This window comes from Alloyangia pacifica (assembly GCF_020524285.1).
Lineage (GTDB): Bacteria > Pseudomonadota > Alphaproteobacteria > Rhodobacterales > Rhodobacteraceae > Salipiger > Salipiger pacificus_B.
In genome coordinates this window covers 190,611-215,339 of record NZ_JAIVKX010000011.1, presented here as the reverse complement: position 1 = coordinate 215,339, position 24,729 = coordinate 190,611, and the positions used below count along the sequence as shown (strand labels likewise).

General features: G+C 67.6%; 22 protein-coding genes and 1 riboswitch. Of the genes, 13 read left to right on the top strand and 9 right to left on the bottom strand.

The annotated features are described in order from the left end of the window. Nucleotides 1–54: 54 nt before the first annotated feature. The 6 genes from LC039_RS16725 to LC039_RS16700 all read right to left on the bottom strand — a co-directional run bounded on the left by LC039_RS16725 (nucleotide 55) and on the right by LC039_RS16700 (nucleotide 9,289). A complete protein-coding gene (locus LC039_RS16725; RefSeq protein ID WP_226626552.1) occupies nucleotides 55–882 on the bottom strand; it encodes an ATP-binding cassette domain-containing protein in 828 nt (275 codons plus the stop codon). Then, on the bottom strand, nucleotides 879–1,802 hold the full coding sequence (locus LC039_RS16720; RefSeq protein ID WP_226626550.1) for an ABC transporter ATP-binding protein: 924 nt from the start codon (nucleotides 1,800–1,802) through the stop codon (nucleotides 879–881). Before LC039_RS16720 ends, LC039_RS16725 begins: the two co-directional genes overlap by 4 nt. A gap of 13 nt (nucleotides 1,803–1,815) precedes the next feature. Next, nucleotides 1,816–2,718 (bottom strand): ABC transporter permease, encoded by a 903-nt coding sequence (locus tag LC039_RS16715; RefSeq protein WP_226626549.1) that lies wholly within the window; start codon nucleotides 2,716–2,718, stop codon nucleotides 1,816–1,818. After that, a complete protein-coding gene (locus tag LC039_RS16710) occupies nucleotides 2,715–3,722 on the bottom strand; it encodes an ABC transporter permease (protein ID WP_226626547.1) in 1,008 nt (335 codons plus the stop codon). Before LC039_RS16710 ends, LC039_RS16715 begins: the two co-directional genes overlap by 4 nt. A gap of 75 nt (nucleotides 3,723–3,797) precedes the next feature. Further along, complete coding sequence (locus LC039_RS16705) at nucleotides 3,798–5,354, bottom strand: ABC transporter substrate-binding protein (RefSeq protein ID WP_226626545.1); 1,557 nt, start codon at nucleotides 5,352–5,354, stop codon at nucleotides 3,798–3,800. Nucleotides 5,355–5,467: 113 nt separating this feature from the next. Further along, on the bottom strand, nucleotides 5,468–9,289 hold the full coding sequence (locus LC039_RS16700; RefSeq protein ID WP_226626544.1) for a hydantoinase B/oxoprolinase family protein: 3,822 nt from the start codon (nucleotides 9,287–9,289) through the stop codon (nucleotides 5,468–5,470). Between the two features lie 283 nt (nucleotides 9,290–9,572). Between LC039_RS16700 and LC039_RS16695 the strand changes: the two genes are divergently transcribed. From LC039_RS16695 to LC039_RS16655, 9 genes are all read left to right on the top strand, one after another. Beyond that, nucleotides 9,573–10,190, top strand: coding sequence for a helix-turn-helix domain-containing protein (locus LC039_RS16695; RefSeq protein ID WP_226626541.1), 618 nt, complete (start codon nucleotides 9,573–9,575; stop codon nucleotides 10,188–10,190). 29 nt (nucleotides 10,191–10,219) lie between these two features. Further along, entirely contained in the window at nucleotides 10,220–11,428 is a 1,209-nt protein-coding gene (locus LC039_RS16690) for a M20/M25/M40 family metallo-hydrolase (protein ID WP_226626539.1), read from the top strand. A gap of 215 nt (nucleotides 11,429–11,643) precedes the next feature. Beyond that, nucleotides 11,644–12,399 (top strand): SDR family NAD(P)-dependent oxidoreductase, encoded by a 756-nt coding sequence (locus LC039_RS16685; RefSeq protein WP_226626537.1) that lies wholly within the window; start codon nucleotides 11,644–11,646, stop codon nucleotides 12,397–12,399. Nucleotides 12,400–12,761: 362 nt separating this feature from the next. Next, on the top strand, nucleotides 12,762–13,778 hold the full coding sequence (locus tag LC039_RS16680; protein WP_226626534.1) for a LacI family DNA-binding transcriptional regulator: 1,017 nt from the start codon (nucleotides 12,762–12,764) through the stop codon (nucleotides 13,776–13,778). A 27-nt stretch (nucleotides 13,779–13,805) separates the two neighbouring features. After that, the gene (locus LC039_RS16675; RefSeq protein ID WP_226626532.1) at nucleotides 13,806–14,738 is read left to right on the top strand and encodes a substrate-binding domain-containing protein; all 933 of its coding nucleotides are present in this window, start codon (nucleotides 13,806–13,808) and stop codon (nucleotides 14,736–14,738) included. Between the two features lie 2 nt (nucleotides 14,739–14,740). Next, nucleotides 14,741–15,523, top strand: a complete 783-nt coding sequence (locus LC039_RS16670) for an ATP-binding cassette domain-containing protein (protein WP_226626529.1) — start codon at nucleotides 14,741–14,743, stop codon at nucleotides 15,521–15,523. After that, complete coding sequence (locus LC039_RS16665; RefSeq protein ID WP_226626526.1) at nucleotides 15,523–16,527, top strand: ABC transporter permease; 1,005 nt, start codon at nucleotides 15,523–15,525, stop codon at nucleotides 16,525–16,527. Before LC039_RS16670 ends, LC039_RS16665 begins: the two co-directional genes overlap by 1 nt. After that, nucleotides 16,524–17,588: a phosphotriesterase gene (locus LC039_RS16660; protein WP_226626524.1), complete on the top strand. Its 1,065-nt coding sequence runs from the start codon at nucleotides 16,524–16,526 to the stop codon at nucleotides 17,586–17,588. The genes LC039_RS16665 and LC039_RS16660 overlap by 4 nt, the downstream gene beginning before the upstream one ends. A 23-nt stretch (nucleotides 17,589–17,611) precedes the next feature. Further along, entirely contained in the window at nucleotides 17,612–18,376 is a 765-nt protein-coding gene (locus LC039_RS16655; RefSeq protein WP_226626521.1) for a glutamine amidotransferase, read from the top strand. Between the two features lie 48 nt (nucleotides 18,377–18,424). On the opposite strand, the gene LC039_RS16650 is transcribed toward LC039_RS16655, so the two are convergent. Continuing rightward, nucleotides 18,425–19,303, bottom strand: coding sequence for a ribokinase (locus tag LC039_RS16650; RefSeq protein ID WP_226626518.1), 879 nt, complete (start codon nucleotides 19,301–19,303; stop codon nucleotides 18,425–18,427). A gap of 32 nt (nucleotides 19,304–19,335) precedes the next feature. Here LC039_RS16650 and LC039_RS16645 point away from each other — a divergent pair, with 32 nt between their 5' ends. Next, nucleotides 19,336–20,178, top strand: coding sequence for a BtpA/SgcQ family protein (locus LC039_RS16645; protein ID WP_226626516.1), 843 nt, complete (start codon nucleotides 19,336–19,338; stop codon nucleotides 20,176–20,178). Then, nucleotides 20,171–20,836: a TenA family protein gene (locus LC039_RS16640; protein ID WP_226626513.1), complete on the top strand. Its 666-nt coding sequence runs from the start codon at nucleotides 20,171–20,173 to the stop codon at nucleotides 20,834–20,836. Before LC039_RS16645 ends, LC039_RS16640 begins: the two co-directional genes overlap by 8 nt. Here the strand turns inward: LC039_RS16640 and LC039_RS16635 are convergent. Together LC039_RS16635 and cobO are read right to left on the bottom strand one after the other, a co-directional pair. Beyond that, nucleotides 20,806–21,912: a M20 family metallopeptidase gene (locus LC039_RS16635; protein ID WP_226626510.1), complete on the bottom strand. Its 1,107-nt coding sequence runs from the start codon at nucleotides 21,910–21,912 to the stop codon at nucleotides 20,806–20,808. The two genes, LC039_RS16640 and LC039_RS16635, sit on opposite strands and share 31 nt — an antisense overlap. Before the next feature lie 368 nt (nucleotides 21,913–22,280). Further along, a complete protein-coding gene (gene cobO / locus LC039_RS16630) occupies nucleotides 22,281–22,892 on the bottom strand; it encodes a cob(I)yrinic acid a,c-diamide adenosyltransferase (RefSeq protein WP_226626509.1) in 612 nt (203 codons plus the stop codon). Nucleotides 22,893–22,930: 38 nt separating this feature from the next. Continuing rightward, nucleotides 22,931–23,167, top strand: a riboswitch (cobalamin riboswitch). Nucleotides 23,168–23,263: 96 nt separating this feature from the next. Here cobO and LC039_RS16625 point away from each other — a divergent pair. Then, nucleotides 23,264–23,674: a DUF1636 family protein gene (locus LC039_RS16625; RefSeq protein ID WP_226626507.1), complete on the top strand. Its 411-nt coding sequence runs from the start codon at nucleotides 23,264–23,266 to the stop codon at nucleotides 23,672–23,674. After that, nucleotides 23,671–24,726 (top strand): cobalamin biosynthesis protein CobW, encoded by a 1,056-nt coding sequence (gene cobW, locus LC039_RS16620; protein ID WP_226626506.1) that lies wholly within the window; start codon nucleotides 23,671–23,673, stop codon nucleotides 24,724–24,726. The genes LC039_RS16625 and cobW overlap by 4 nt, the downstream gene beginning before the upstream one ends. The last annotated feature ends 3 nt before the right edge of the window (nucleotides 24,727–24,729 follow it).

The window sequence follows — 24,729 nt, the reverse complement described above, 5'->3', positions numbered from 1 at the left end:
CCGGTGCATAGCCGCCTCCGGAGGTCAGGAGACAAGGCCGCGCGGCCCGGCAGGTCAGCCGAGGCGGCGCAGCGGCGAAAGGTCCGGGTCGGGGTCGGGGATCGCGTCCATCAGCTTGCGGGTGTACTCCTGCGACGGGGTATCGAAGATCTCGGCCACCGGGCCCTGCTCGACGATCCGTCCGCGTTCGATCACCGCCACCCGGTCGCAGGTGTAGCGGATCACGCCGAGGTCGTGGCTGATGAAGAAATAGGTCAGCCCCAGCTCCTTCTGCAGCCGCTGCAAGAGGTTCAGGATATCCGCCTGCACCGACACGTCGAGCGCCGAGGTCGGCTCGTCGAGGATCAGCAGTTCCGGCTCCACTGCAAGCGCGCGGGCGATGTTGATGCGCTGGCGCTGGCCGCCGGAGAATTCGTGCGGGTGGCGATAGAGGTGCTCGCGGCCAAGGCCGACCGCCTCGAGCAGGTCGAGCACGCGCCGGGTGTAGCCGCTGCGTGCGATCCCGAGGTCGGGGCCGTGGACCACCAGCGCCTCGGCGATCGTGTCGTGGATCGTCATGCGCGGGTCGAGCGAGGCCTGCGGATCCTGGAAGACGATCTGCATCCGGCGGCGCAGCCGGCGCTCGCCGCCGCGGCCGAGGTCGATCACCGGGTGGCCGTCGAACAGCACGTGCCCCTCCGAGGGGCGTTCGAGCCCGAGGATATTGCGGGTCAGCGTCGTCTTGCCCGAGCCGCTCTCGCCGACCAGTCCGAAGCTCTCGCCGCGCGCGATGGAGATGTCGATGCCGGTCAAGGCGCGGAAGGCGGGGGAGGTGCCGAAGAGTCCGCGGCGGGCGCCGTAGACATGGCCCAGGCCTTCGATCTTGAGAAGCGGCGTGCTCATGCGGCGGCCTCCTTTGCGGTAGCGGCGATTTCGGCCTCGATGCGGTCGCGCAGCGGCCCGTCGATGCCGCGCAGGGTGTCCATCTGGGCCCGCGCGGTCGGGATCGCGTCCATCAGGGCGCGGGTATAGATGTGCTCGGGCGCCTTGAGCACACTGGTCACCGGACCGCGCTCGACGATGCGGCCGCGGTACATCACCGCCACATGCGAGCAGAGTTGCGCCACCACGCCGAGGTTGTGGGTGATGAACATCACGCCGATGTTGCGCTCCTCGACCAGGCGGTGGATCAGCCGCAGGATCTGCGATTGCACCGAGACATCGAGCGCGGTGGTCGGCTCGTCGGCGATCAGCAGGTCGGGCTGGCCGATCATCGCCATGGCGATCAGCACGCGCTGCCGCATGCCGCCCGAGAACTCGTGCGGGAAGCGGGTCATCCGGTCCGCAGCGTCGTGCAGGCCGAAGCTCTCGAGCAGCGCAACGCTGGCATCCCAGGCGGCGCGGCGGCGGGCCCGGCGCGACTCGCGCCCGGTGAGGCCGAGGATCTCGGGCTTGTCGCGCGCCGCGTGTAGCGCCGCGTCGACCATCTGTGTGCCGATGCGGAAGCTCGGGTTGAGGTTGGTCGTCGGGTCCTGGAAGATCATGCCGATGCGCCCACCGCGCAGCGCCCGCATCTCGCGGTCGCTCGCGCGCAGCACGTCCTTGCCGTCGAAGCGCACCTGCCCGCCGGTATAGCGCGCGGTGGTGGTCGGCAGCAGCCGCGAGATGGTCAGCCCGGTCAGCGATTTGCCCGATCCGGTTTCGCCCACCACGCCCCAGATCTGGCCGCGCTCGACGGTCAGGTCGATGCCCTTGAGGATCGGTGTTTCGCCCTCGAAGCTGCGCATCGAGAGGTGAAGGTCGGAGATGTCCAGCAATGCCATGCGGTCGCTCCTCTCAGCGGCGGGTGCGCGGGTCGAGCACGTCGCGCAGCCCGTCGCCCAGAAGGTTGAAGGCCAGCACGGCCAAGAAGATCGCGGTGCCCGGGAAGATCGCCGTCCACCAGTACTGCGGCATGTAGTTGCGCGCCTCGGCGAGCATCGTGCCCCATTCCGGGGTCGGCGGCTTGACCCCGATGCCGACGAAGCCGAGCGAGGCCACCAGCAGGATCGCGAAGCCCACGTCGAGCGAGGCCTTGACCACCACCGGCGTGACGATGTTGGGTAGCACGTGGCGCCCGATCAGCCGCATCGGCCCGACGCCCAGCACGCGCGAGGCGGTGACGAACTGCTCCTGCTTCTTCGCGGCGACCTCGGCGCGCACCAGCCGGGCGTAGGTCGGCCACCAGGTAATGGTGATCGCGATGATCATGTTCCAGATGCCGGTGCCGAGCGCGGCCGCCACGGCCATGGCGAGGATCAGCGAGGGGATGGTCAGCAGAAGGTCGGTGATGCGCATGATCACCTCGTCGATCCAGCCGCCGACCCAGCCGGCGATCACGCCGAGCGCGCCGCCGATGATCAGCGCGAGGCCGATCACCGTCAGCCCCGACAGAAGCGAAATGCGGCTGCCGTAGATCACCAGCGTCAGGATGTCCTGGCCGACCGAGTTGGTGCCGAACCAATGCGCGGCCGAGGGCGGCTGAAAGGCCACCGCCGGGTTCACCGCGCCGGTCACGTCATCGGGGTAGGGCAGGATCCACGGCGCGAGCAGGGCCACGGCCACGAGCACCACGGCAATGGCGAGACCGATCACCGACAGCCAGCTCTGCCGGAAGCGGTAGATCGCGCGAGCCCGCGCCTCGGCGCGGGCGGAGCGGGCGAGCTGGGCGCGGGGGAGGGTGGTGTCGGTCTGGCTCATTGCAGGCGCACCTTCGGGTTGAGGACCGCCTGGAGGATGTCGACGATCACAGAGGTGACGAGGTAGATCATGGCGATCACGAGGGTCACGCCGATCACCGGCATGAAGTCCTGCCCGAGGATCGCCTGGGTCGAGTAGAGGCCGAGGCCGGGCCAGTCGAAGATGGTCTCCACCAGCACCGTGCCGCCGAGCAGCCACGACACGTAGAGGCCGATCACCGTCAGCGTCGCCGAGACCGCGTTGCGCAACGTGTACTTGAACAGGATGATCCACGACGGGATCCCCAGCGCGCGCTCGGTCAGGATATAGTCTTGCTGCAGCACCTCGATGGTCGAGGCGCGCATCATCCGCAGGATCGTCGCCAGCGGCGACAGCGATAGCGCAAGCGCGGGCAGCGCGAGATGCTGCAGCGCCAGGCCGAACGCGTGCCAGTCGCCGATCAGCAGCGCGTCGACGGTGTAGAAGCCGGTGATGCGGTCGGGCGGAAACTCGATGAGCGGAAAGCGCCCGGAGAGCGGCAGCCAGTTCAGCGCCATGGCAAAGGCGAGCTGCAGCAGCAGGCCGAGGAAGAACCGCGGCATGGCGATCGCACCCAGCGAGACCGTGCGGGTCAGGTAGTCGAAGATGCCGTCGCGGCGGATCGCCGCGAGAAGCCCTAGCGGAATGCCCACGACCACGGCGATCAGCAGCGCCGCGATCACCAGCTCGAGCGTGGCGGGCACGAATTCGGCGAGGTCGGCGGCGACCGGGCGGCGGGTGAACAGCGACACACCCCAGTCGCCCTGCAGCAGGCCGGTGAGGTAGGTCCAGTATTGAACCGGGATGGGCTTGTCCAAGCCGAATTCGGCAGCGACCGAGGCAATGACCTCGGGGGTGGCATTCGGCCCGGCGGCCAGGCCCACGGGATCACCCGGCAGCAGACGGGCGATCGCGAAGACGATCACCGACAGGCCGAGCAGCGTGGGTATGATCAGCAGGAGGCGGCGGATCACGTACCAGAGCATGGAGGTCTCCCCGGTTCGGAGTGTTGGAAAGGCCCCGGCCGTTGTGCGGCCGGGGCGGTGGTGTCAATTGCTGGATCAGCCCAGCGACAGCGGCAGCAGCTCGACCGCGTTGGCGGCGACCGGCGTGAACACGAAGTCCTGCACGTTGTCGCGCAGCGCCAGCTTGCGCTTCTCGAGCACGCCGAAGAGGTCCGGCGCATCGGCCACGACCGCGCGCTGGAACTCGCCGTAAAGCGCGGCGCGGGCATCGGCGTCGACTTCGCCGCGGGCCGCCTCGATCAGCGCGTCGACCTCGGGGCTGCTGTAGGTCGGGTTCTGCCAGGTGCCGTTGCGCGACGAGTGGTAGGCGGCGTAGGCGATGTTGTCCGGGTCCGCGTAGTTCGCGGTCTGGAAGATGAAGTGGAAGTCCGGTGCGGTTTCCGGCGTCGCCACCGACGACACGATGTCCGGCCAGGCGGTCGGCTGGATGTCGAGGGTGATGTTGAATTCCTTCAGTGTTTCCAGAAGGATCAGGGCCCAGCGGCGCATGTTCTCGTAACCGGCGGCATAGCGCGCGGTCAGCGTGAAGCCGCCCTCGGCATAGTCCGACTGCGCCAGGTACTCGCGCGCCTTTTCCATGTCGCGGCGCGGCACCTCGAGCTCGGGATCGAAGCCGAGGATGCCGGTGGGCAGCGGGCCGGTCATCAGCTCTGCGGGGCCGGCGGCCGCCAGCATCGCGTCGTAGTCATAGGCGTAGCTGATGGCGCGGCGCAGGTTCACGTCCTGCAGCGGGCCGTCCTGGGTGTTCATCTTGATCGAGAAGGTGCGGTATTCGGCTTCGTAGACCAGGTCGACCCCGGGTTTGCCCTCGAGCGCCTTCATGTCCTCGGCAGAGAGATCCATGGCCATGTGCGCCTCGCCGCGTTCCACCATCAGGCGCTGCGTCGAGGTTTCGCGGGTGATCTTCCAGATCGCGCCGTCGAGGTTGCCGCCATTGGCGTGCCAGTCATTCTTGGCGCGCATCATCTGGTAAAGGTTGCCGGTTTGGTAGCGGCCCAGCGTGAAGGGGCCGGAGCCGGCGATGTTGGTCATCAGCCACGCCTGCCCATCGTCCTCGGCAAGGTGCGGCTCGACCGCGGCCTTGTTGATGATGAACATCCAGATCATGACCTGCAGGAAGGGGGCATAGGGCTTGGCCAGGTTGAATTCGACCGTGCTGTCGTCCAGCGCCTTGGTCGTGCCGGGCTCGACGACGCCGGCGATCATCCAGGCGTTGCCGCGCTGCAGCTTCAGGATCCGTTCGATGGACCAGACGACGTCTTCTGCGGTGACCTTGGAGCCATCGTGGAAAACGGCGGCGGGGTCGATCTTGAAGGTGTAGGTCAGACCGTCGTCGGACATGGTCCATTCGGAGGCAAGGCCGGGTTCGATCTCGGGCGGGTTGCCGGAGACCCGGACCAGCGGGTCGTAGACGTTGCGGAACAGCATCGCGGGCGCATAGCCGGTGGCGACATGCGGGTCGAAGTTGGGAATGTCCACGGCGCTGGCAAGCACCATCACCTTGCTTCCCTGTGCGAGGGCGGCGGGCGTCAGGTGAGCCAGCGCGGCGGTGGCGGCAGCACCGCCCAGCAGGGCGCGACGGGTCAGGTTCATGGGAGAAACTCCTGTTGGGTCCAGATTATTGTTTGTGGCGGGACCGCCGGAACGGTCCCGCCGGGAGCCCCGTGCGCGTCAGGGAGCAGTCGCGCACGGGGCTCTTTCGGGGCTCAGGCGGCGGAGCTGCGGCGCTTGGACAGCCCGTAGACCTGCTCGGCGGCCTCGGCGCTGATGTAGCCCTCGGAGAGGTCACGCTCGATCGCGTCGAGGTCGCGGTCCTCGGGCTTGCCGAAGCCCGAGCCACCCGACAGGCAGAGCTCGACCACGGTGTCGGTGTCGTTCAGATCGACCATGCCGCCGGTGCCCACGTTGTGGATCACCTCGCCCTGCGCGTTGCGCAGCACGCCGTGCGCGGTGCGCCCCGGGGTGCCACCGAAGGCGCCTTCCATCGGCAGGTTGACGCCTTCGGGCGCGACCATCGCCTGCATCGGGCTGCCATCGGTCAGGCGCCGTGCGCGGACGCGGACGCCCAGGCCGCCACGGTTCGCACCGGCGCCGGCGCTGTCCTGGATCAGGCTCTTCTCCTCGATCAGGATCGGGATCCGCGTCTCCATCAGCTCGAGCGACGTGGTCGCCGCAGAGGTCGGCCAGAGGATCGGCGATTTGCCGTCCTGCTTGGCCGAGCCGCCTTGTCCCGCGCCGAGCAGCAGAAGCTCGTAGAACATCTTGCCCTCGTCGTTGCGGCCGTAGAACGACAGCAGGCTGGGCAGACCCGAGAAGGCCTGTACGCGGTCGGGCGCGGTGTCCTCCATGGCGCGGAAGACGTTCGGCGCGAGGTACCAGCCGGTGCGGGTGCGCAGGCTGACCGGCGAGGGTTTCTCGCAGTTCAGGATCGAGCCCTTCGGCGCCGAGACCGAGAACGGACGGTAGCAGCCCGCGTTGCCCCGTACGCCCGGTGTCAGCATGCACTTCAGCGGGTAGGTGGCATGGGCGCTGGTGTAGGACAGCGTGCAGTTGATGCCGCCCTTGGTCACCGCCGGCGGAGCGCCGTCGAAGTCGAGCGCGATGGTGTCGCCCTTGACCGTCAGCTCGAGCGGGAAGGTCATCACCTCGCCCATCGGGTTGTTGCTGATCGTCGAGGTGTAGACGCCGTCGGGCAGGTCGCGGATCGCGGCGCGCATCGCCGCCTCGGAGCGGGACTGGATCACCTCGGAGAAGGCTTCGAGATCTTCGAGCCCGTATTCCTCGAGGAAGGCCTCGATGCGGTGCTGGCCGCGCTCGTTGGCGGTGATCAGCGAACGGACGTCGCCCAGAACCTGCTCGCTGTCACGGATGTTCTCGCCCATCAGGCGGAACAGGTCCTCGTTTTCCATGCCCTCGCGGATGAGCTTCATCGGCGGGATCTGGATGCCTTCCTCGTAGATCTGCGTCGCCGAGAGACCGTCGCGCAGCCCGCCGATGTCGCCGACATGGCCGACGGTGCCCATCAGCGCCACGACCTTGCCGTTCGAGAACACCGGGGTGACGATGGCCAGGTCGAACAGGTGGCCGGCGCATTCCCACGGGTCGTTGGTGATGTAGACGTCACCGGGCTTCATGCTCTCGACCGGGTAGGTCTTGAGGATGTGCCGCACCGCCCAGGGCAGGGTGAGGTTGAACACCGGCATGACCCGGGCCGAGTGCGCGATGGTCTCGCCCTTGGGGTCGAGGATGGCGCAGCCGAAGTCCTGGCTTTCCGAGATGATCAGCGAGAAGGCCGTGCGGCAGACCGTGTGCCACATTTCTTCCGAGACGGTGACCAGGCGCGACCACATGATCTCCAGCGTGATCGGATCGGCCTCGAGCAGCTTGATCGCCTCGTCGCGCGGGGTCTCGGCGGTGATGCGCGTCGCGGCGCGGGCCGAGGCGGCGACCTTGATGATCAGGTTGCCCGCGGCGTCCTGTGTCGCCACGTCTCCCGGCGGAACGATGGTGGTGGACTCGGGTTCCTCGACGATTGCCGGGCCGACCACCTCGTCAGCCGGGGTCAGGGCGCGGCGGTCATAGATCTTCGCCTCGACGAACTCCTTGCCGAAATAGGTCGGACGTGTGCCCTTCAGCGCCGAACCGGCGGCGGCTGCAACGCCTTCGGAGGTCATGTTGATGGTGATCTTCGGCTCCGGTCCGCGCAGGCGCAGGCGCAGCGAGAGGATCTCGATCTGGGCATCGGTGGGAACGCGGGTGTAGCGTTCGGAATAGGCGGTCGCGAAGGCCGCGCGGATGCTCTCCAGCGCGTCCGGACCCAGCGGCCCCTGCGGCAGCGGAACGGTGATGTCATGGAGCTGGCCGCGCAGGCGCATGTCCGCGGCGGGCTCGGCCACCATGTCGGCCTCTGCGACGCCCGACGCGGCAAGCTCGGCCTTCGCGTCGGCCGCCATGTCCGTCAGCACCTGCGACAGCTCGCCGGAGGCCAGGGCCGCCGAGAGGTCCATCGGGCGCGAGCGCACCATGTCCACCGACAACGGCGCGGTCAGGAAGCCGAAGGCCGAAGCGGCGCCGGACGCCGGGGGAATGATCACCTCGCCGACGCCGAGGATGCGTGCCACCTTGGCCGCGAAGGCCGGGCCCGCACCGCCGAAGCCGATCATCGAGTAGGCGCGCGGGTCCTTGCCCTTTTCCACGAGGTGGATCTGCGCCGCCGAGGCCATGCTCTCGGCCACGGTCTGGTGAATGCCCCAGGCCGCGTCCATCGTGCTGATGCCGAGCGGATCGGCCAGCGTGGCGATGGCGGTTTCCGCCGCCGGCTTGTCGAGCGTCATGCGCCCGCCGAGGAAGTTGTCGGGGTTGTAATAGCCGAGTGCCACCGAGGCGTCGGTCACCGTCGGCTTGTCGCCGCCCTGCCCGTAGCAGGCGGGGCCGGGCGCGGCGCCGGCGGAATGGGGGCCGACCTGCATCAGGCCGACGGCGTCGATCGAGGCGATCGACCCGCCGCCCGCGCCGATCTCGATCATGTCGACGACCGGCGACTTGATCGGCAGGCCCGAGCCGTTCTTGAAGCGGTGCGTGCGGCCGGCCTCGAGGAAGGAGGCGATATGCGCGCGGCCGTCCTCGATCATGCAGGCCTTGGCGGTGGTGCCGCCCATGTCGAAGGAGATCACGTTCTCCTTGCCCACGGCGAGGCCGAACCAGGCGGTCGCCAGCGCGCCGCCGGCGGGGCCGGACTCCAGCAGGCGGATGGGCAGTTCGCGCGCCGTGCGCGACGAGACGAGACCCCCGGCCGAGGACATCAGGCGGAAGTCGCCGTCAAAGCCATGCGCGGCAAGCTCGTTCTCGAAGCGCTGCAGGTAGCGGTTCATCAGCGGCTGCACGTAGGCGTTGGCGCAGGTGGTGACGAAGCGCTGGTACTCGGAGATCTCGGCGACGACGTCGGAGGAGATCGACACGGAAATATCCGGGTGCGCGGCGCGGATCAGCTCGGCGGCGCGCTGTTCGTGCGCCGGGTTGCGGTAGGCGTGCATGAAGGCCACGGCGATGGCCTTGGCCCCAGCGGCGACGAGGTCACCGGCCTCGCGCAGCACCGCGGCCTCGTCGAGCGGGGTCAGTTCGCTGCCGTCGGCGGTGATCCGGCCCGCGACTTCGCGGCGCCAGGCCCGGGTCACCAGCGGCGCGGGGAAGGCCAGGGTCAGGTCGTAGATGTCATAGCGTTGCTCGGTGCCCATCTCGAGGATGTCGCGAAAGCCCTGCGTGGTGATCATGCCGACGGGCGCACCCTTGCGCTCGATCACCGCGTTGGTGACCAGCGTGGTGCCGTGGACGATCTCTGCGAGGTCGGCATGCGCAAGGCCCGCGCGGTCCAGAAGCTCGGAAAGGCCCTTCAGCGCGCCGAGCGACGGGTCAGCCGGGGTGGTCAGGTGCTTGTAGAGCTGAATCTCGCCGGTCCGTGTGTCCGTGAGAACGAAGTCGGTGAAGGTGCCCCCGATGTCGATCCCCACCCGGTAAGTCTTTGCGGTCATCTTACGCCTTTCCAGATCCAATGGTCTGTCATTCCAAACAGCAAAAATTTTCGAAATGGAAAAACTTCTCGAAACTTTTCGGTGATTTTCGCGAAAAATGCAAGGTTCGCTCGAAAAATGTGCATATCTGAAGCTCTATGTGACGCAATATTGTGCGAAACGTCCACGTGACCCCACGGAGCGCCGTGAAATCCAAGGTTTCTATTTTCCTTATCGAAAAATTTAGCGATTAGGGGAAAGAGGCTGCGGCCTCGACAGGACGCTGGTAAGGGGCAGGAAAACCATGGCGAACGCGCAGAGGAAGGGGCCGACTCCGCAGGTGCCGATCGGCAGCAAGGTGCAGAGTCTCCGGCAGGAGCAGGGAATCACCCTCTCGGACCTCGGCAGCCGCAGCGGAGTGTCGATCTCGACGCTTTCGAAGATCGAGAACGGCCAGACCTCGCCGACCTTCGACACGCTGAACCGCCTCGCGGCGGGGCTCGGAGTCGATCTCACCGCCCTGTTCCATTCCGAGGCACCGCCGAGCGTCAACGGTCGCCGCGCGATCACCTTCGCCGGCACCGGGCCGCGCCACCGCAGCGGCAACTACGAGTACGAGCTGCTCTGCGCCGATCTCGCGCATCGCGCCTTCGTGCCGCTGCTGACCACGCTGCATGCGCGCAGCATCGAGGATTTCCGCAAAATGGCGAACCACGCGGGGGAGGAGTTCTTCTACGTGCTCTCCGGCGAGGTTGTCCTGCACACCGAACACTACGCGCCGGCGCACATGAAAGCCGGCGACAGCTCATATTTCGACAGCACCATGGACCATGCCGTATATTCTGTCTCCGAGGAGCCGGCGCAGATCCTGTGGATCGCGACCAAGGTCTCCAAGGCGCTGAAAGATGTGGTCGGACGCTGACCCAAGACCCCATAGAAAGGCCCAGACCCATGAAAGATGCCGGCCCCGTCGCCGGAAGCGCAGCCCTCGAGGCCGCGCTTTCCTCGCTTGATGCCACCCATGACCGCTTCGTCGAGGACATCGTCGCGCTGGTGCAGATCCCGGCGCCCACCTTCGACGAGGCGGCGCGGGGTCGTGCGTTCGCCGAATTGCTGCGTTCCGAAGGTTTGGAGCCGGAAATCGACGCGATCGGCAACGTGACCGCGCTGCGCCGCGGGCGCGGCCCGGAGGGCGGGCCGGTGATCGTCGCGGCGGCCCATCTCGACACGGTGTTTCCGGCGGGAACCGATCTGACGGTCCGGCGCGAGGGCACGATCCTGCGGGCGCCCGGCATCGCGGACGACGCACGGGGGCTGGCAGCGATCCTGGCGTTTCTCCGAGCGCTGAATGCGGGTGAACTGCGAACCGAACGGGACATCCTGTTCGTGGGCGACGTCGGCGAGGAAGGGCTTGGCGATCTGCGCGGCATTCGCCACCTCTGCACCGAGAGCCGCTGGAAGGACCGGATCGCCGGCTTCTTCACCTTCGATGATATTCGCACCGAGGATCTGACGATCCGCGCGATCGGGTCGCGGCGCTACCGGGTCGTGCTGCGCGGGCCGGGCGGCCACAGCCTCACCGATTTCGGCCGCCCCAATCCGGCGATTGCGCTGGGGGCGGTGCTGTCGGGGCTCGGCGACCTCTCGGTACCCGACACGCCGCGCACGACCTTCTGTGCCAGCACGCTGGCCGGGGGCACCACGATCAACTCGATCCCCGACGAGGTGTCGCTGGGGGTCGATCTGCGGTCGGAAGGCATGGACGAGCTTGCGCAACTAGACGCGAGCCTGCGCGCTCTGGTCGACGCCGCGGTGACCCGCGAAAATGCGCGCTGCGGCACCGAGCACGGCGCGATCACCGCGGAGCTGGTCACGCTCGGCGATCGCCCCGCCGGGGCCACGCCGGACACCGCGCCCATCGTGCAGGCCAGCGTCGCCGCGATCCGGGCCGAGGGCTTCGAGCCCGAGCTGACCTGCTCCTCCACTGATGCGAATATCCCCATGTCACTCGGCATCCCGGCGGTGAAATTCTCCCACGGTGGGGCCGGAGGCGGGATGCACAGGCTCGATGAGTGGATCGACGTCGCGCCCGAGCTGAGCCTGCGCGGGTTGCGCGCGGGGCTGCGTGCCCTTGTGCTCGCGGCGGGTGAGGCGGGCTGACCGATCCTGCGCCCATCCCGCGCAATTGCATGGGGCTCTGGGAGCGTGACTTCAGGAGTCGCGCGCTTGTGCCGCCGATCCTCACTTTCCGGGGGGGGGGCCGATGACCTGTTTCCTCTTGGACGAAACCGTGCACAGAGGGCTGTGCGTTTCGGGATGTTGTGGCTGTGTACCGTTGTACACAGATTTGGGGCTCAAGCTTAAGGAGTTTCCCAATGGACATTTCGTTCTCCGGAAAAACAGCGATCGTGACAGGCGGTGCCTCGGGCATCGGCCTGGCAATTGCCGAAGGGCTCGCGCAGTCCGGCGCCACGGTCATCGTTGCCGATCTCAAGCAGGAGGCCGCCGATGCGGCGGCCAAGGCGATCCGCGATACAGGTGGCAAGGCGCATGGTTTCGCCGGCAATGTCGCCGACCCCGAAAGCGTGGAAGCCATGGTTGCCTTCGCCGAGACGGAAACCGGCGCGCTGCACCTTCTAGTCAGCAATGCTGGCATCAGCGGCGCCTCGGCCAAGGCCGGCGAATATCCGATCGATAGCTGGAAGTCCGTGATCGACGTGAACCTCAACGGGGTCTTCTACGCCATCCGATATGCCGTGCCGGCGATGAAACGCGCGGGGGGCGGTGCGATCGTCAACATGGCCTCCATGCTGGGCTCGGTCGGCTTTGCCAACGCCCCAGCCTATGTCGCCGCCAAACACGGCGTGGTGGGGCTGACGAAATCGGCCGCGCTGGAACACGCGGAAGACAACATCCGTATCAACTCCATCGGCCCGGGATTCATCAAGACGCCGCTGCTCGATGCGAACCTCGACGGCGACACCAAGGCCTTCCTCGAAAGCCAGGCGGCGCAGAACCGCATGGGCACGCCTGAGGAGGTCGCGAACCTGACGCTCTTCCTGCTGTCGGACAAGGCTAGCTTCATGACCGGCTCCTACCACCTCGTGGACGGCGGCTATACCGCCCGTTGAGGGCTCGCCTGTCCTCCGGAACGGGCGGGAGAGATCCGCCCGTTTCATCCAGTAGCCCAGGTATGCGGCTTACCTAATGCCGGCTTGCGGGGCCGGCACATGGTGGTCTGTGAGCGAGAGCAGCCAGGACGCGACTTGCGCTTGCGGGCGCCGCGTCGTCGTGACCCTGGGCGCCGGAATATGCGCCTCGCGGCATTTGCGAGTTTGGCGCGAATTCGCGCAGTCGACTTGAAAACCATTCACGCGGTGCGCGCTTTCCCCAACGAGAGCTTTACAGCTCGATCCGAATCTGACTAGCCTGCTTGTAAACCAGTTTACTAAACCGATTTACTGAGCCAATCGGTAGTCGCGGAGAGGATGGCATGGCAAACCTGCAGGATGTGGCCAAGGCGGCCAAAGTGTCGAAGACCACGGTCTCGCGCTACCTGAACGGCTCGCTCGAGCTGCCTGCCAAGACCGCCGAAGCCATCAACGCCGCGATCAAGGCATTGAACTACGTGCCCAATCCGCATGCGCGCCGTCTCAGCCTCGGACGCTCGGACACCATCGCGCTGGTGGTGCCCGACATTGCGACGCCGTTCTTCGCCACCTTCGTGGCGGCGGTCGAGGCCGAGGCCGACCGCCGCGGCCTGTCGCTGGCGCTGCACGCCACGCTGAACCGTCCCGACCGCGAGATGTCCTACCTCGACAAGATCCGCCATGGCGCTGCCGACGGGCTGATCTTTGTCACCAACCACGAGGGCTCGCCCGAACTGGCCGAGAAGATCAATGCCGCCGGTCCCTGCATCGTGGTCGACGAGGACGTGGTGGGCACCGAGGTGCCGAAGCTGTTCTGCGACAACGAGGCGGGCGGCTACCTGGCCGGGCGCCACCTTGCCGAGGCCGGGCACCGCCACGTGCTGTTCATCGGCGGTGTCGACCAGATGATCAGCGGCGCGCGACGCTACGCCGGTTTCGAGCGCGGCATGCGCGAGGTGGCGGGCGAGGGCGCTCGCATCGAACGCAGTTGCGGTCCTTATACCTTCGAGGCCGGACGGGTGGCCGGCCGCGCCTTCGCCGCGCGGGACGAGGACCGTCCGACCGCCATCTTCGCCACCTCCGATGAGCTGGTCATCGGTCTCTTCGAGGCGCTGCGCGCGGCCGGGCTCAACGTGCCGCGCGACGTCTCCGTGGTCGGCTTCGACGATGTCGGCCCGCTTCACCTTTTCGCACCGGCTGTGACAGCGGTGCGTCAACCGGTCCGGGACCTGGGCAAGCGCGCCCTGGAGCTGCTGCTCGAGTCCCGCCCGGACACCCCAGGAAAGCTCCCGCAAGAGGAGCTGCTCACTGTCACGCTGATCGAACGGGACTCGGTTGCACCGCCGATCGAACGAACCTGACGCAACCTCCAACAGCGAGGAAAACACATGTATCCCCAATTCACGCGCCGCAGCCTCGGCGTTTTGCTGACCTCCTCTCTCCTCGGTGCGGCGGCCCTGCCGGCGCTGGCGCAAGAGGAAAAGACCATTGCGTTGGTGCAGATCAACCAGCAGGCGCTGTTCTTCAACGAGATGAACCGCGGCGCCCAGGAAGCGGCCGATGCGGCCGGCGTCAACCTGGTGATCTTCAACGCCAACAACGACTCCGCGGCGCAGAACAGCGCGGTCGAGACCTACATCCAGGAAGGCGTTGACGGGCTCGCCGTGGTCGCCATCGACGTCAATGGCATCATGCCGGCGGTCGAGCAGGCCGATGCGGCGGGCATCCCCGTGGTCGCCATCGACGCCATCCTGCCCGAGGGTCCGCAGAAGGCGCAGATCGGCGTCGACAACGCTCAGGCCGGTGCCGATCTGGCGGCCTATTACAATGACACCACCGACACCACCAAGCTGGGCATCGTCGGCGCGCTGAACTCGTACATCCAGAACGTCCGCAAGGACGGCTTCGAAGAGGCGCTGGACGCGGACAAGGTGACCGTTGCGGGCACCGTCGACGGCCAGAACATCCAGGACGTGGCGCTTGGCGCCGCCGAGAACCTGATCACCGCAAACCCCGATCTCAGCACCATCTACGCCACCGGCGAGCCGGCGCTGATGGGCGCCATCGCCGCCGTGTCGAGCCAGGGCAAGCAGTCCGACGTGTCGATCTATGGCTGGGACCTCACCGCGCAGGCGATCGACGCCATCGACGAGGGCTACCTCAAGGCGGTGATCCAGCAGGACCCGGCCGCCATGGGCGCTGCAGCAGTGGAAGCGCTGCTGAAGCTCTCCGAAGGCGAAGAGGTCGAGAGCGAGATCTCGGTGCCGGTGACCATCGTCACGCAGGAGAACGTCGACGACTTCCGGTCGCTGTTCGAATGACCATGACGGCAACCGCGAAACCAGAAGAGGGGAGGGGGCAAGCCCCCCTCCCGGCCGCCCCGATCCTGCGTCTGAAGGGTATCCACAAGACCTTCGGCTCGCACCAGGCGCTGCGCGGCGTCGATCTCGACATCCGCCCCGGCGAGTGCCTCGGGCTGATCGGCGACAATGCCGCCGGCAAGTCGACGCTTTCGAAGGTGATCTCTGGCACCTACGTCCCCGACGAGGGCGCGATCGAGATGGACGGCACCCCGGTCCGCTTCACCACCCCCTCGGAGGCGCGGGACCTGCACATCGAGATGGTCTACCAGGACCTGGCGCTGTGCGATCACGTCGACGTGGTGGGCAACCTGTTCCTCGGGCGCGAGCTGAAGCGCGGCCCCTTCCTCGACCAGGCACGCATGCTCGCGGAGGCCGAGAAGATGCTCGCGGCGCTCGAGATCCGCATTCCCCGCCTCACCGCCAAGGTCGAGAAGCTCTCGGGCGGGCAGCGGCAGGCGATCGCCATCGCCCGCGCCGCCAGCTTCGAGCCCAAGGTGCTTATCATGGACGAGCCGACCTCGGCGCTCGCCGTTGCCGAGGTCGAGGCGGTGCTGGCGCTGATCAACCGCGTCAAGGCGCGCGGCGTCGCCGTGGTACTGGTCACCCACCGCATGCAGGACCTGTTCCGGGTCTGCGACCGGGTGGCTGTGATGTACGAGGGCACCAAGGTCGCCGAACGCGCCATCGCCGACACCAATCTGCAGGAACTCGTCGACCTCATCGTCGGCAAGGGAGGCCACTGATGGCAACCTATACCGAGCGGCAGGCCGGCTCGAAACTGGCTGATTTCATTTCCGAACACGCACAGGTTCTGTCCATCGCGATGTTCTTCGCGCTCTGCGTGCTGTTCTTCGGCAGCATGACCACGACCTTCCTGACCGGGGGCAACCTGCTCAACGTGCTGCGCCAGGCGGCGCCGATCCTGGTGGTCGCCGTGGCGATGACGCTGGTGATCGCGACCTCGGGCATCGACCTCTCGGTGGGCTCGATGGTGGCGCTGATCAACGCGCTTGCCGCGGTGGTCATGGCCGCCGGGCTGGGCTGGCCCGCAACCATCCTCGTGATGCTGGTCGCCGGGGCGGTGATCGGCGGCGTGCAGGGCTGGTTCATCTCCTACCAGGGCATCCCGGCCTTCATCGTCACGCTCGCGGGCCTGTCGATCCTGCGCGGCATCGCGCTCTACATGACCGAGGGCTACTCGATCCCGATCCGCGACGCTGACGGCTTCTTCTGGCTGGGCCGCGGCGAGATCGCCGGCTTCCCGGTGCCGGCGCTGATCGCCATTCTCGTGGCGGTGCTCGGTTTCATCGTCATGCTGCGCACCCAGTACGGGCGGCAGGTGATTGCGGTGGGTTCTAACATGGAAGCGGCGCGGCGCGTCGGCATGCCCGCCAAGAAGGTGCTGGCCTCGGTCTACGTGGTCTCGGGCCTCGCCTGCGCGGTGGCCGGGATGCTGATCGCGGCGCGGCTCGGCTCGGGCTCGTCCAACGCGGCGCAGGGCTTTGAGCTGCAGGTGATCGCGGCGGTCGTGCTGGGCGGCACCTCGCTGATGGGTGGCAAGGCGTCGATGACCGGCACGGTGCTCGGCACGATGACCATCGCGGTGATCGGCAACGGGCTGATCCTGATGCACATCTCGCCCTTCTTCACGCAGATCGTCACCGGCACGATCATTCTCATCGCCATCTGGATGAACACCAAGTTGTTCGACCGCAACTGGCGCTTCGGCCGGAGGAAATCCGCATGAGTGAACTCTCTTCCTGTCACGTCGGCTCGGGCATGGTGATGACCGTGGACGGGCCGATCCCCGCCGCGCAACTGGGTCACACGCTGATGCACGAGCACCTGCAGAACGACTGCCGGTGCTGGTGGAACCCGCCGCAGGAGCCCGAACGTGCCTATCTCGCCGAGGCCGAGGTCAGCATCGAGCTGCTCTCGGAGCTGCGTCAGGACCCTTTCGTCAACAAGCACAATATCGCGCTGGACGATCTGGAGCTCGCCATCGAGGAGGTGAAGGCCTTTGCCGCGGTCGGCGGGCAGAGCATCGTCGATCCGACCTGCCGCGGCATCGGGCGCGATCCGCTGAAGCTGCGCCGCATCGCCGCCGAGACCGGCGTGCAGGTGGTTATGGGGGCGGGCTACTACCTCGCCTCCTCGATGCCCGAGACGGTGGCCGCGCTCAGCGTCGATGAGATCGCCGACGAGATCGTCGCCGAGGCGCTCACCGGCGTCGACGGCACCGACGCGAAGATCGGCCTGATCGGCGAGATCGGCGTGTCCTCGGACTTCACCGCCGAAGAGGAGAAATCCCTGCGCGGCGCGGCCCGCGCGCAGGCCCGCACCAAGCTGCCGTTGATGGTGCACTTGCCGGGCTGGTTCCGCCTGGCGCACAAGGTGCTCGACATTGTCGAGGAAGAGGGCGGCGATCTGCGCCACACGGTGCTGTGCCACATGAACCCCTCGCACATGGATCCGGTCTACCAGGCGACGCTGGCGCAGCGGGGGGCCTTCCTCGAGTTCGACATGATCGGCATGGATTTCTTCTATGCCGACCAGGGTGTGCAGTGCCCCTCGGATGACGAGGTCGCCCGCGCGATCATGGGGCTGGTCGAGGCGGGTTTCCTCGACCGCATCCTGCTGTCGCACGACGTCTTCGTGAAGATGATGCTGACCCGCTACGGCGGCAACGGCTACGCCTTCGTGACCAAGCATTTCCTGCCCCGGCTGCTGCGCCACGGGATCGATCCCGCCGCGCTCGACACGCTGATGGTGACGAACCCGCGCCGCGTCTTCGACGCGACGATCTGACGATATCCCGAAAGGACAACGACATGAGCACCAAGGTACTTTTGGTGGGCGAAAGCTGGACGACCTCGGAAACCCACTTCAAGGGGTTCGACCAGTTCGGCTCGGTGCATTTCCACACCGGTGCGACGCCGCTGCTGAACGCGCTGAAGGGCAGCGATTTCGAGATCGACTACATGACCGCCCATGAGGCGGCGGAAGGCTTCCCCTTCGAGATCTCCGGTCTCGACGGCTATGACATCATCATCCTGTCCGACATCGGCGCCAATACCTTCCTGCTGCCGCCGGACGTCTGGCTGCGCTCGAAATGCGTGCCGAACCGGCTCCGGATGCTGAAGGAGTGGGTGGCCAAGGGCGGAAACCTGATCATGATGGGGGGCTATTTCTCCTTCCAGGGCATCGACGGCAAGGCGCGCTGGCGCAAGACCGCGGTGGAGGACACGCTGCCGGTGACCTGCCTGCCGTGGGACGACCGGGTCGAGATTCCCGAGGGTGCCGTGGCCGAGATCACCGCGCCGGGGCACGTTGTGATGGAAGGTCTGACCGAGGTGACCTGGCCGCCGATCCTCGGCGTCAACGAGGTCGAGCTGCGTGACGGCGCCGAGGTGATCGCCAAGCTGCCGGAGGCGCAGGGCGGCCATCCGCTGCTGGTGCTGGGCAGCCATGGCGCCGGGCGCACCGCCGTCTGGACCTCGGACATGGCCCCGCATTGGCTGTCGCCGGAGTTCTGCGCCTGGGATGGCTACGCCCGGCTTTGGAAGAATGTCTTCGGCTGGCTGGTCGCGCGCTGAGCGCGGCGGCGCCGGGCGCCGGGGGCCGAGGCCCCCGGCAATGCGGGCTCAGGTCGCGAGGATTGCCGCCATCTCGGCCACGTCCGGGAAGGCGGTGACGGTGCCGGGCCGCGCGACGGTATGCGCCGCCGCGCGCGCTGCGTGGCGCAGAGCCCGCGCATCCAGCCGCCCGCCCCGCAGCATCGCGGAGGCCAGCGCCACCGCCATGAAGCAATCGCCGGCGCCGGTGGTGTCGACCACGGTGCAGGGCTGCGACGGCACCTCGCTGCGCCCCTCAGATCGGATCAGCGCGGCGCCACGCCCGCCGAGGGTCAGCACCACGTCGCCGACGCCCTGCGCCAGCAGCGCTTCGACGCCGCCGAGCGCCTCGGCCTCGCCCTCGTTGACGAAGGCCATGTCGACCAACGGCCAGAGCGCGCCGAAATACGGCTGCAGCGGCGAGGGATTGAGCGCGGTGCGCAGCCCGAGCGCGCGGGCCCGGCGGAGCGCTGCTTCGGTGGTCTCGGCGCTGAGGTTGCCCTGCATCACCAGCAGGTCACCGGGCCGGGCACCCTCGAGCGCGGCCCGCGCCATGTCGGGGCTCAGCGCAGAAGCGGCCTCGCGCGTGGTGATCACGGCGTTCTCGCCGGTTTCGGCCATGAGGATGATCGACAGATCCGTGTCGACGCCGTCAAGATCGATCAGCCTAGCGTCGAGTGGCTCCGCCGCAAGCCGCCGGGCCACTTCTTCTCCACGTGCGCCGCGGCCGACCGCAGCGGCAAAGGTGCACGCCAGTCCGGTCCGCGCCATGGCGATGGCCTGGTTCGCGCCCTTGCCGCCGAGATCGCGCGACAGGGTGCTGCCGAAAATCGACGCGCCGGGCTGGGGAAAATCAGCAATCGAGAGTGTTTCGTCCAGGGCGACATTGCCGATGACGAAGGCTTTCATCACACGTTCCTTCTTACCTGAAAGGTCTTGAAATGCAGCTCATCTCCGACCGGACCGCCGGTGCGATTAGAGATATCTTCGGACGCGACAAGGCGTTGATCGGCATGATCCACTGCCCGCCGTTCCCCGGTGCGCCGCGCTACCGCGGCGAGACGTTGGATGCCATCTACGACGCCTGCATGCGCGACGCCGAGCGGCTGATCGAGGGTGGCCTGCACGGGCTCGTCGTCGAGAACCACGGCGACATTCCGTTCTCCAAGCCCGAGGACATCGGCCCCGAGACCCCGGCCTTCCTGTCGGTGGTCACCGACCGCATCAAGCGCGCGCTCGGCGTGCCGATGGGGATCAACGTGCTGGCCAACGCGCCGCTGCCGGCGTTGGCGACGGCGGTGGCCGGGGGCGCCGACTTCATCCGGGTGAACCAATGGGCCAATGCCTATGTCGCCAATGAGGGCTTCATGGAGGGCCGTGCCGCCGAGGCGCTGCGCTACCGCGCGCTGCTGCGCGCCGAGCGGGTGAAGATCTTCACCGACTCGCACGTCAAGCACGGCAGCCATGCCATCGTCGCCGACCGCTCTATCCCCGAGCTGACCCGTGACCTGGCGTTCTTTGACAGCGACGGCATCATCGCCACCGGCCAGCGCACCGGCAACAGCGCCACCCTCGAGGAGATCGAGGAAATCGGTGGCGCGACGCATTTGCCGCTGCTGGTCGGCTCGGGCGTGACCGAGGACAATATCGCCGAGATCCTCAAGCGCACCAATGGCGTTATCGTCGCCTCGTCGCTCAAGGAAGGCGGCGTGTGGTGGAACCCGGTGGATCCGGCGCGGGTGAAGAGCTTCGTCGCTGCGGCGCAGGAGGGGCTCGATGACTGAGCAGCTCACCGACCGCATCCTCGCCGAGAACGCGCGGGTCTTCGAGGCCATGGTCTCGCACCGCTTCGTGCGCGACATCGCGGCGGATACTCTGGCGCCTGAGGTCTTCGATCGGTACCTGCTGATCGAAGGCGCCTTCGTCGAGACCGCCATCGCGATCTTCGGATACGCGGTGGCCAAGTCCTCGGACATCGGCGACCGGCGCAAGCTGATCGGCTCTCTGGATGCGCTAGCCAACGAACAGATGCCCTATTTCGAGGCCGCCTTCGCGCGCCGCGGCATCGCGCCGGACCCGGCGCTGCAGGCGGAGCCGCGGGTCGCGGCGTTTCGCGAGGGCATGCTGGAGATCGCCCGCGAGGGTGATTTCACCGCGATCATCACCGCCATGTTTGCCGCCGAGTGGATGTACTGGAGCTGGTGCCTCGCCGTGTCGCAGGCGCCGATGCGCGATCCGATGGTCCGCGACTGGGTCGAGATGCACGCGGCACCGGGGTTCGCCGCGCAGGCCCGCTGGCTGCGCGACCGGCTCGATGCCCTGGGGCAGGTGATGACCCCGGCGCAGCGCGATGAGGCGGTGCGGGTCTTCGGGCATGTCCAGCAGTTGGAGATCGAGTTCCATTCGGCGGCCTATCCCGCCGAGGCGATCAGCGCGGCGTAGATCTCGACCGCCTCGGCCAGCCGCGAGAGGCGCACGTATTCATCCGTGCCATGCGGCTGGTCCATCGACCCGGGCCCGAGGATCATCACCGGCGGCGCGCCGAGCGCGGGCTTCAGGGTCGAGGCATCGGTGAAATAGGTGGCGCAGGCGAGGCTGACCTCGCGGCCCGTGACCGCGCGGGCGGTTTCGGCTGCCCGCGCGAACCAGGGGTCACTCGGGTCGGTCCAGACCGCCGGCAGGTCAAGCAGCGTCTCGATCCGCACATCGGCATCGCAGCACGAGGCAACCGCGGCGGTCAGCTCGGCATGGCTGACCCCCTCGACCGAGCGCAGGTCCACGGTCAGCTCGCAAAGATCGGGCACCGAGTTGATGTTAATCCCGGCGTGGAGCGTGCCGAGGTTGCACGTCGCCCGGCCCATCTGCGGGTGCAGGGTCTCGGGCTGGTAGGCGCAGAGCCGCGCCAATGTCGGCGACAGCGCGGCAATGGCGTTGATCCCGAGTTCCGGCGTCGCACCATGCGCGGTGCGCCCTTCGGCGATCAGCTTCAGCCAGAGCGCGCCCTTGTGCCCGGCCAGCGGCTGGTTGTCCGTGGATTCGCCCACAACCAGCGCGTCGACCTTGGGCAACTCCCCGGCCTCGGCGAGCCAGCGGGCGCCGTCGCAGCCGGTTTCTTCGCCCACGGTCAGGATCACCCCGGTACCGGTCGCTGACGTGCTGCGGGCGGCCGCGACGAGGAAGGCGGCGATCCCGCCCTTCATGTCGCTGCTGCCGCGCCCGTAGAGCCTGTCGCCCTCGATCTCGCCGCCGTGCGGCGGCCGGGTCCAGGGCGCGCGGCCCAGTGGCACCGTGTCGAGATGCCCGGAGAAGGCCAGCCCGCCTTCGGGACCGCGCTGCGCGATCAGGCTGCACCGCTCGGGGCCGTGCGGCACCATGCGGCAGGCGAAGCCGATGCTCTCGAGCAGCCCGGCACAGTAGCGCATCGCGTCGGCTTCCCGGCCCGGCGGATTGATCGTGTCGAAGCCGACGAGTTTGCGCGTCAGCGCCGCCACGTCCGAAAGGTCGGGATGCTGGGTCATGTCGCTCTCCTCGCCGGTTGTGCCGCCCGGTTTCGGGCGCTTGGTGCTGGGCAGATTAGGGGCGACGCAAGGAAATAGTAAACCGGTTTATCAGTCGATTTCGGTGAGTCTGGGCCGGGATTTCCCGGGTGCCTGAAATCTCATCAGGGGTGCGGCGCGGGCTGCGAACCGCCAGGCGAGGTCTCCCTGCTGCCGGGCGCGCAAGCCATCGGCTCTGATCCGGTGCTCGGTGCGCTGGCACGGGGCAGATCTGGGTTGCCCGAGACTCTCCGCGCCACGCCGACGGCGAGCGCGGCGCAGGGCAGGTCATCGCGCCCGAACGGCGCCCCGACCCCGCGCGAGCCTCGGGACTGCCGGCGCCGGACGGGTCAGAATTCCACGCCTTTCTGTGCCTTGACGCCTTCCTTGAACGGATGCTTGAGCAGCGTCATCTCGGTGACGAGGTCGGCGGCCTCGATCAGCTCCGGCCTGGCGTTGCGCCCGGTCAGGCAGACATGGGTCATCGGCGGCTTCCGGGTCTGCAGGAAGTCGACCACCTCGTCGATGTCGAGGTACTCGTAGCGCAGGGCGATGTTGATCTCGTCGAGCAGCACGAACTGCACCTCGGGGTCGAGAATTTGCTGCTGCGCAATCTTCCAGCCGTTCTGCGCTGCCGCGATGTCCCGGGCGCGGTCCTGGGTCTCCCAGGTGAAGCCTTCGCCTGAGACGAAGAAACGGCATTCCGCCGCGAAACGGGTGCGCAGCAGTTCGGCCTCGCCGGTCATCCAGGTGCCCTTGATGAACTGCACGACGGCGCAGGGCATGCCATGGGCGATGCACCGCATGATCATCCCGAACCCCGAGGACGACTTGCCCTTGCCGGTCCCGGTGTGGACGATGATCAGCCCTTTCTCCTCGGTCTTCTTTGCCATCATCCTGTCGCGCGCAGCTTTGATCTTCTTCATTTTTTCGGTGTGGCGAGTTTCGAGGTTGTCGCGCATCGAAACGCTCCTTTGCTTGACAAGGATCGGATTTGGGGCGCATCTGGCATCACGCTGGTGCCCGTGTAAACGGGTGAAAAGGGAATGCGTACGTCTCGCAAGAGGCCAAGCGCAGCCGCCCCCGCGACCGTGACCGGAGAGGTCGCCCAAACCTCCGCGCCGCTGCGCGGGGTGCCACTGGCCCGAATGGGCTGGGAAGGCAGGGTGACCGCTGGATGGCATGCGCCGTCCTGACTCCGCAAGCCGGGAGACCTGCCAGCGTGAGACAATACGAAGGCCGGACGGGGTGTTCCGGGCATTGGCGCATGTTTCCCGCTCGGCGGGAGGCTGTTTCCTGCCCATGACGCGCCCCCGGTCGGAAAGGGCGGGAGATGACCGAAACGCGATGCGCGTCCAAACCGGCGGCTGAGCTGCTGATCTGCGTGAAATGCAGGCCCAAGGGCACTGGCGAGGGCGACGCGCTGCGCCCGGGGCGCCGACTCTACGACACACTGGAAGCGGCAGGTGCGCCGGAGGGCGTGCGGCTGCGCGCGGTCGAATGCCTGCAGAACTGCGATGCCGGTTGCACCGTGGCGCTGCGCGGCGCGGGGCGCTGGACCTATGTCTACGGCAATCTTGAAACCGATCTGGCCGGGGTGCTGCTCGACGGCGCGCGGGCCTACCACGCGGCGCCGGACGGGCTGATCCCGTGGCGGCAGCGGCCCGAACATTTCAAGCGCAACTGCGTGGCGCGCATCCCCCCTGCCGAGTTTCCCGATCCGCTTCAGGAGAGCGACACATGAGCGACCTGTCGAAACTGCCCGTCACCGTGATCACCGGCTTTCTCGGCTCGGGCAAGACCACGCTGATCTCCGAATTGATGAAGAACCCCGGCGGGCGGCGGCTCGCGGTGGTGGTCAACGAGTTCGGCGACGTCGGCGTCGACGGCGAGATCCTCAAGGGCTGTGCCATCCCCGACTGCCCGGCCGAGAACATAATGGAGCTGTCGAACGGCTGCATCTGCTGCACCGTGGCCGATGATTTCATCCCCACCATCGAGGCGCTCATGGCGCTCGAGCCGCGCCCCGATCACATCCTGATCGAGACCTCGGGGCTGGCGCTGCCGAAACCTTTGCTGAAGGCCTTCGACTGGCCGGACATCCGCTCGCGCATCACCGTCGACGGGGTGATCGCGCTGGCCGATGCCGAGGCCGTGGCCGCGGGCCGCTTCGCGCCCGACGTGGCGCGGGTCGACGCGCAGCGCGCCGCGGATGACAGCCTCGATCACGAGACCCCGCTGTCGGAGGTCTTCGAGGATCAGATCTCCTGCGCCGATATCGTGCTGCTCACCAAGCCCGACCTTGCCGGGCCGGAGGGCATCGCCAAGGCCAAAGCGGTCATCGCCGCCGAGGCGCCGCGCCCGATCCCGGTGATCGAGGTGGCCGAGGGTGTCGTCGATCCGAGGGTGATCCTCGGACTCGAGGCCGCCGCCGAGGACGACATGGACGCGCGCCCCAGCCATCACGACACGCCGCATGATCACGACCACGAGGACTTCGAGTCGATCGTGGTGGACATCCCCGAGCTGGCGGATCCGGCCACGCTGGTGCGCGCCATCGAGGGTCTGGCGCGCGATCACAACATCCTGCGGGTCAAGGGCTACGCCGCCGTGGCGGGCAAGCCGCTGCGCCTGCTCGTGCAGGCGGTGGGCGCGCGGGTGCGCCAGCAGTTCGACCGTCCCTGGCAGCCGGGCGAGGCGCGGCAGGGCAGGCTGGTGGTGATCGCCGAGCATGACGACATCCGCCGCGACGTGATCGAGGCCGCGCTGGCCGCAGCGCGCCAGCCCGTCGAATAGACC

What these genes read in the sequence shown, in the direction of transcription:
- LC039_RS16725 (WP_226626552.1), bottom strand. Translation starts at nt 882, where the DNA reads ATGAGCACGCCGCTTCTCAAGATCGAAGGCCTGGGCCATGTCTACGGC.
- LC039_RS16720 (WP_226626550.1), bottom strand. Translation starts at nt 1,802, where the DNA reads ATGGCATTGCTGGACATCTCCGACCTTCACCTCTCGATGCGCAGCTTC.
- LC039_RS16715 (WP_226626549.1), bottom strand. Translation starts at nt 2,718, where the DNA reads ATGAGCCAGACCGACACCACCCTCCCCCGCGCCCAGCTCGCCCGCTCC.
- LC039_RS16710 (WP_226626547.1), bottom strand. Translation starts at nt 3,722, where the DNA reads ATGCTCTGGTACGTGATCCGCCGCCTCCTGCTGATCATACCCACGCTG.
- LC039_RS16705 (WP_226626545.1), bottom strand. Translation starts at nt 5,354, where the DNA reads ATGAACCTGACCCGTCGCGCCCTGCTGGGCGGTGCTGCCGCCACCGCC.
- LC039_RS16700 (WP_226626544.1), bottom strand. Translation starts at nt 9,289, where the DNA reads ATGACCGCAAAGACTTACCGGGTGGGGATCGACATCGGGGGCACCTTC.
- LC039_RS16695 (WP_226626541.1), top strand. Translation starts at nt 9,573, where the DNA reads ATGGCGAACGCGCAGAGGAAGGGGCCGACTCCGCAGGTGCCGATCGGC.
- LC039_RS16690 (WP_226626539.1), top strand. Translation starts at nt 10,220, where the DNA reads ATGAAAGATGCCGGCCCCGTCGCCGGAAGCGCAGCCCTCGAGGCCGCG.
- LC039_RS16685 (WP_226626537.1), top strand. Translation starts at nt 11,644, where the DNA reads ATGGACATTTCGTTCTCCGGAAAAACAGCGATCGTGACAGGCGGTGCC.
- LC039_RS16680 (WP_226626534.1), top strand. Translation starts at nt 12,762, where the DNA reads ATGGCAAACCTGCAGGATGTGGCCAAGGCGGCCAAAGTGTCGAAGACC.
- LC039_RS16675 (WP_226626532.1), top strand. Translation starts at nt 13,806, where the DNA reads ATGTATCCCCAATTCACGCGCCGCAGCCTCGGCGTTTTGCTGACCTCC.
- LC039_RS16670 (WP_226626529.1), top strand. Translation starts at nt 14,741, where the DNA reads ATGACGGCAACCGCGAAACCAGAAGAGGGGAGGGGGCAAGCCCCCCTC.
- LC039_RS16665 (WP_226626526.1), top strand. Translation starts at nt 15,523, where the DNA reads ATGGCAACCTATACCGAGCGGCAGGCCGGCTCGAAACTGGCTGATTTC.
- LC039_RS16660 (WP_226626524.1), top strand. Translation starts at nt 16,524, where the DNA reads ATGAGTGAACTCTCTTCCTGTCACGTCGGCTCGGGCATGGTGATGACC.
- LC039_RS16655 (WP_226626521.1), top strand. Translation starts at nt 17,612, where the DNA reads ATGAGCACCAAGGTACTTTTGGTGGGCGAAAGCTGGACGACCTCGGAA.
- LC039_RS16650 (WP_226626518.1), bottom strand. Translation starts at nt 19,303, where the DNA reads ATGAAAGCCTTCGTCATCGGCAATGTCGCCCTGGACGAAACACTCTCG.
- LC039_RS16645 (WP_226626516.1), top strand. Translation starts at nt 19,336, where the DNA reads ATGCAGCTCATCTCCGACCGGACCGCCGGTGCGATTAGAGATATCTTC.
- LC039_RS16640 (WP_226626513.1), top strand. Translation starts at nt 20,171, where the DNA reads ATGACTGAGCAGCTCACCGACCGCATCCTCGCCGAGAACGCGCGGGTC.
- LC039_RS16635 (WP_226626510.1), bottom strand. Translation starts at nt 21,912, where the DNA reads ATGACCCAGCATCCCGACCTTTCGGACGTGGCGGCGCTGACGCGCAAA.
- cobO (WP_226626509.1), bottom strand. Translation starts at nt 22,892, where the DNA reads ATGCGCGACAACCTCGAAACTCGCCACACCGAAAAAATGAAGAAGATC.
- LC039_RS16625 (WP_226626507.1), top strand. Translation starts at nt 23,264, where the DNA reads ATGACCGAAACGCGATGCGCGTCCAAACCGGCGGCTGAGCTGCTGATC.
- cobW (WP_226626506.1), top strand. Translation starts at nt 23,671, where the DNA reads ATGAGCGACCTGTCGAAACTGCCCGTCACCGTGATCACCGGCTTTCTC.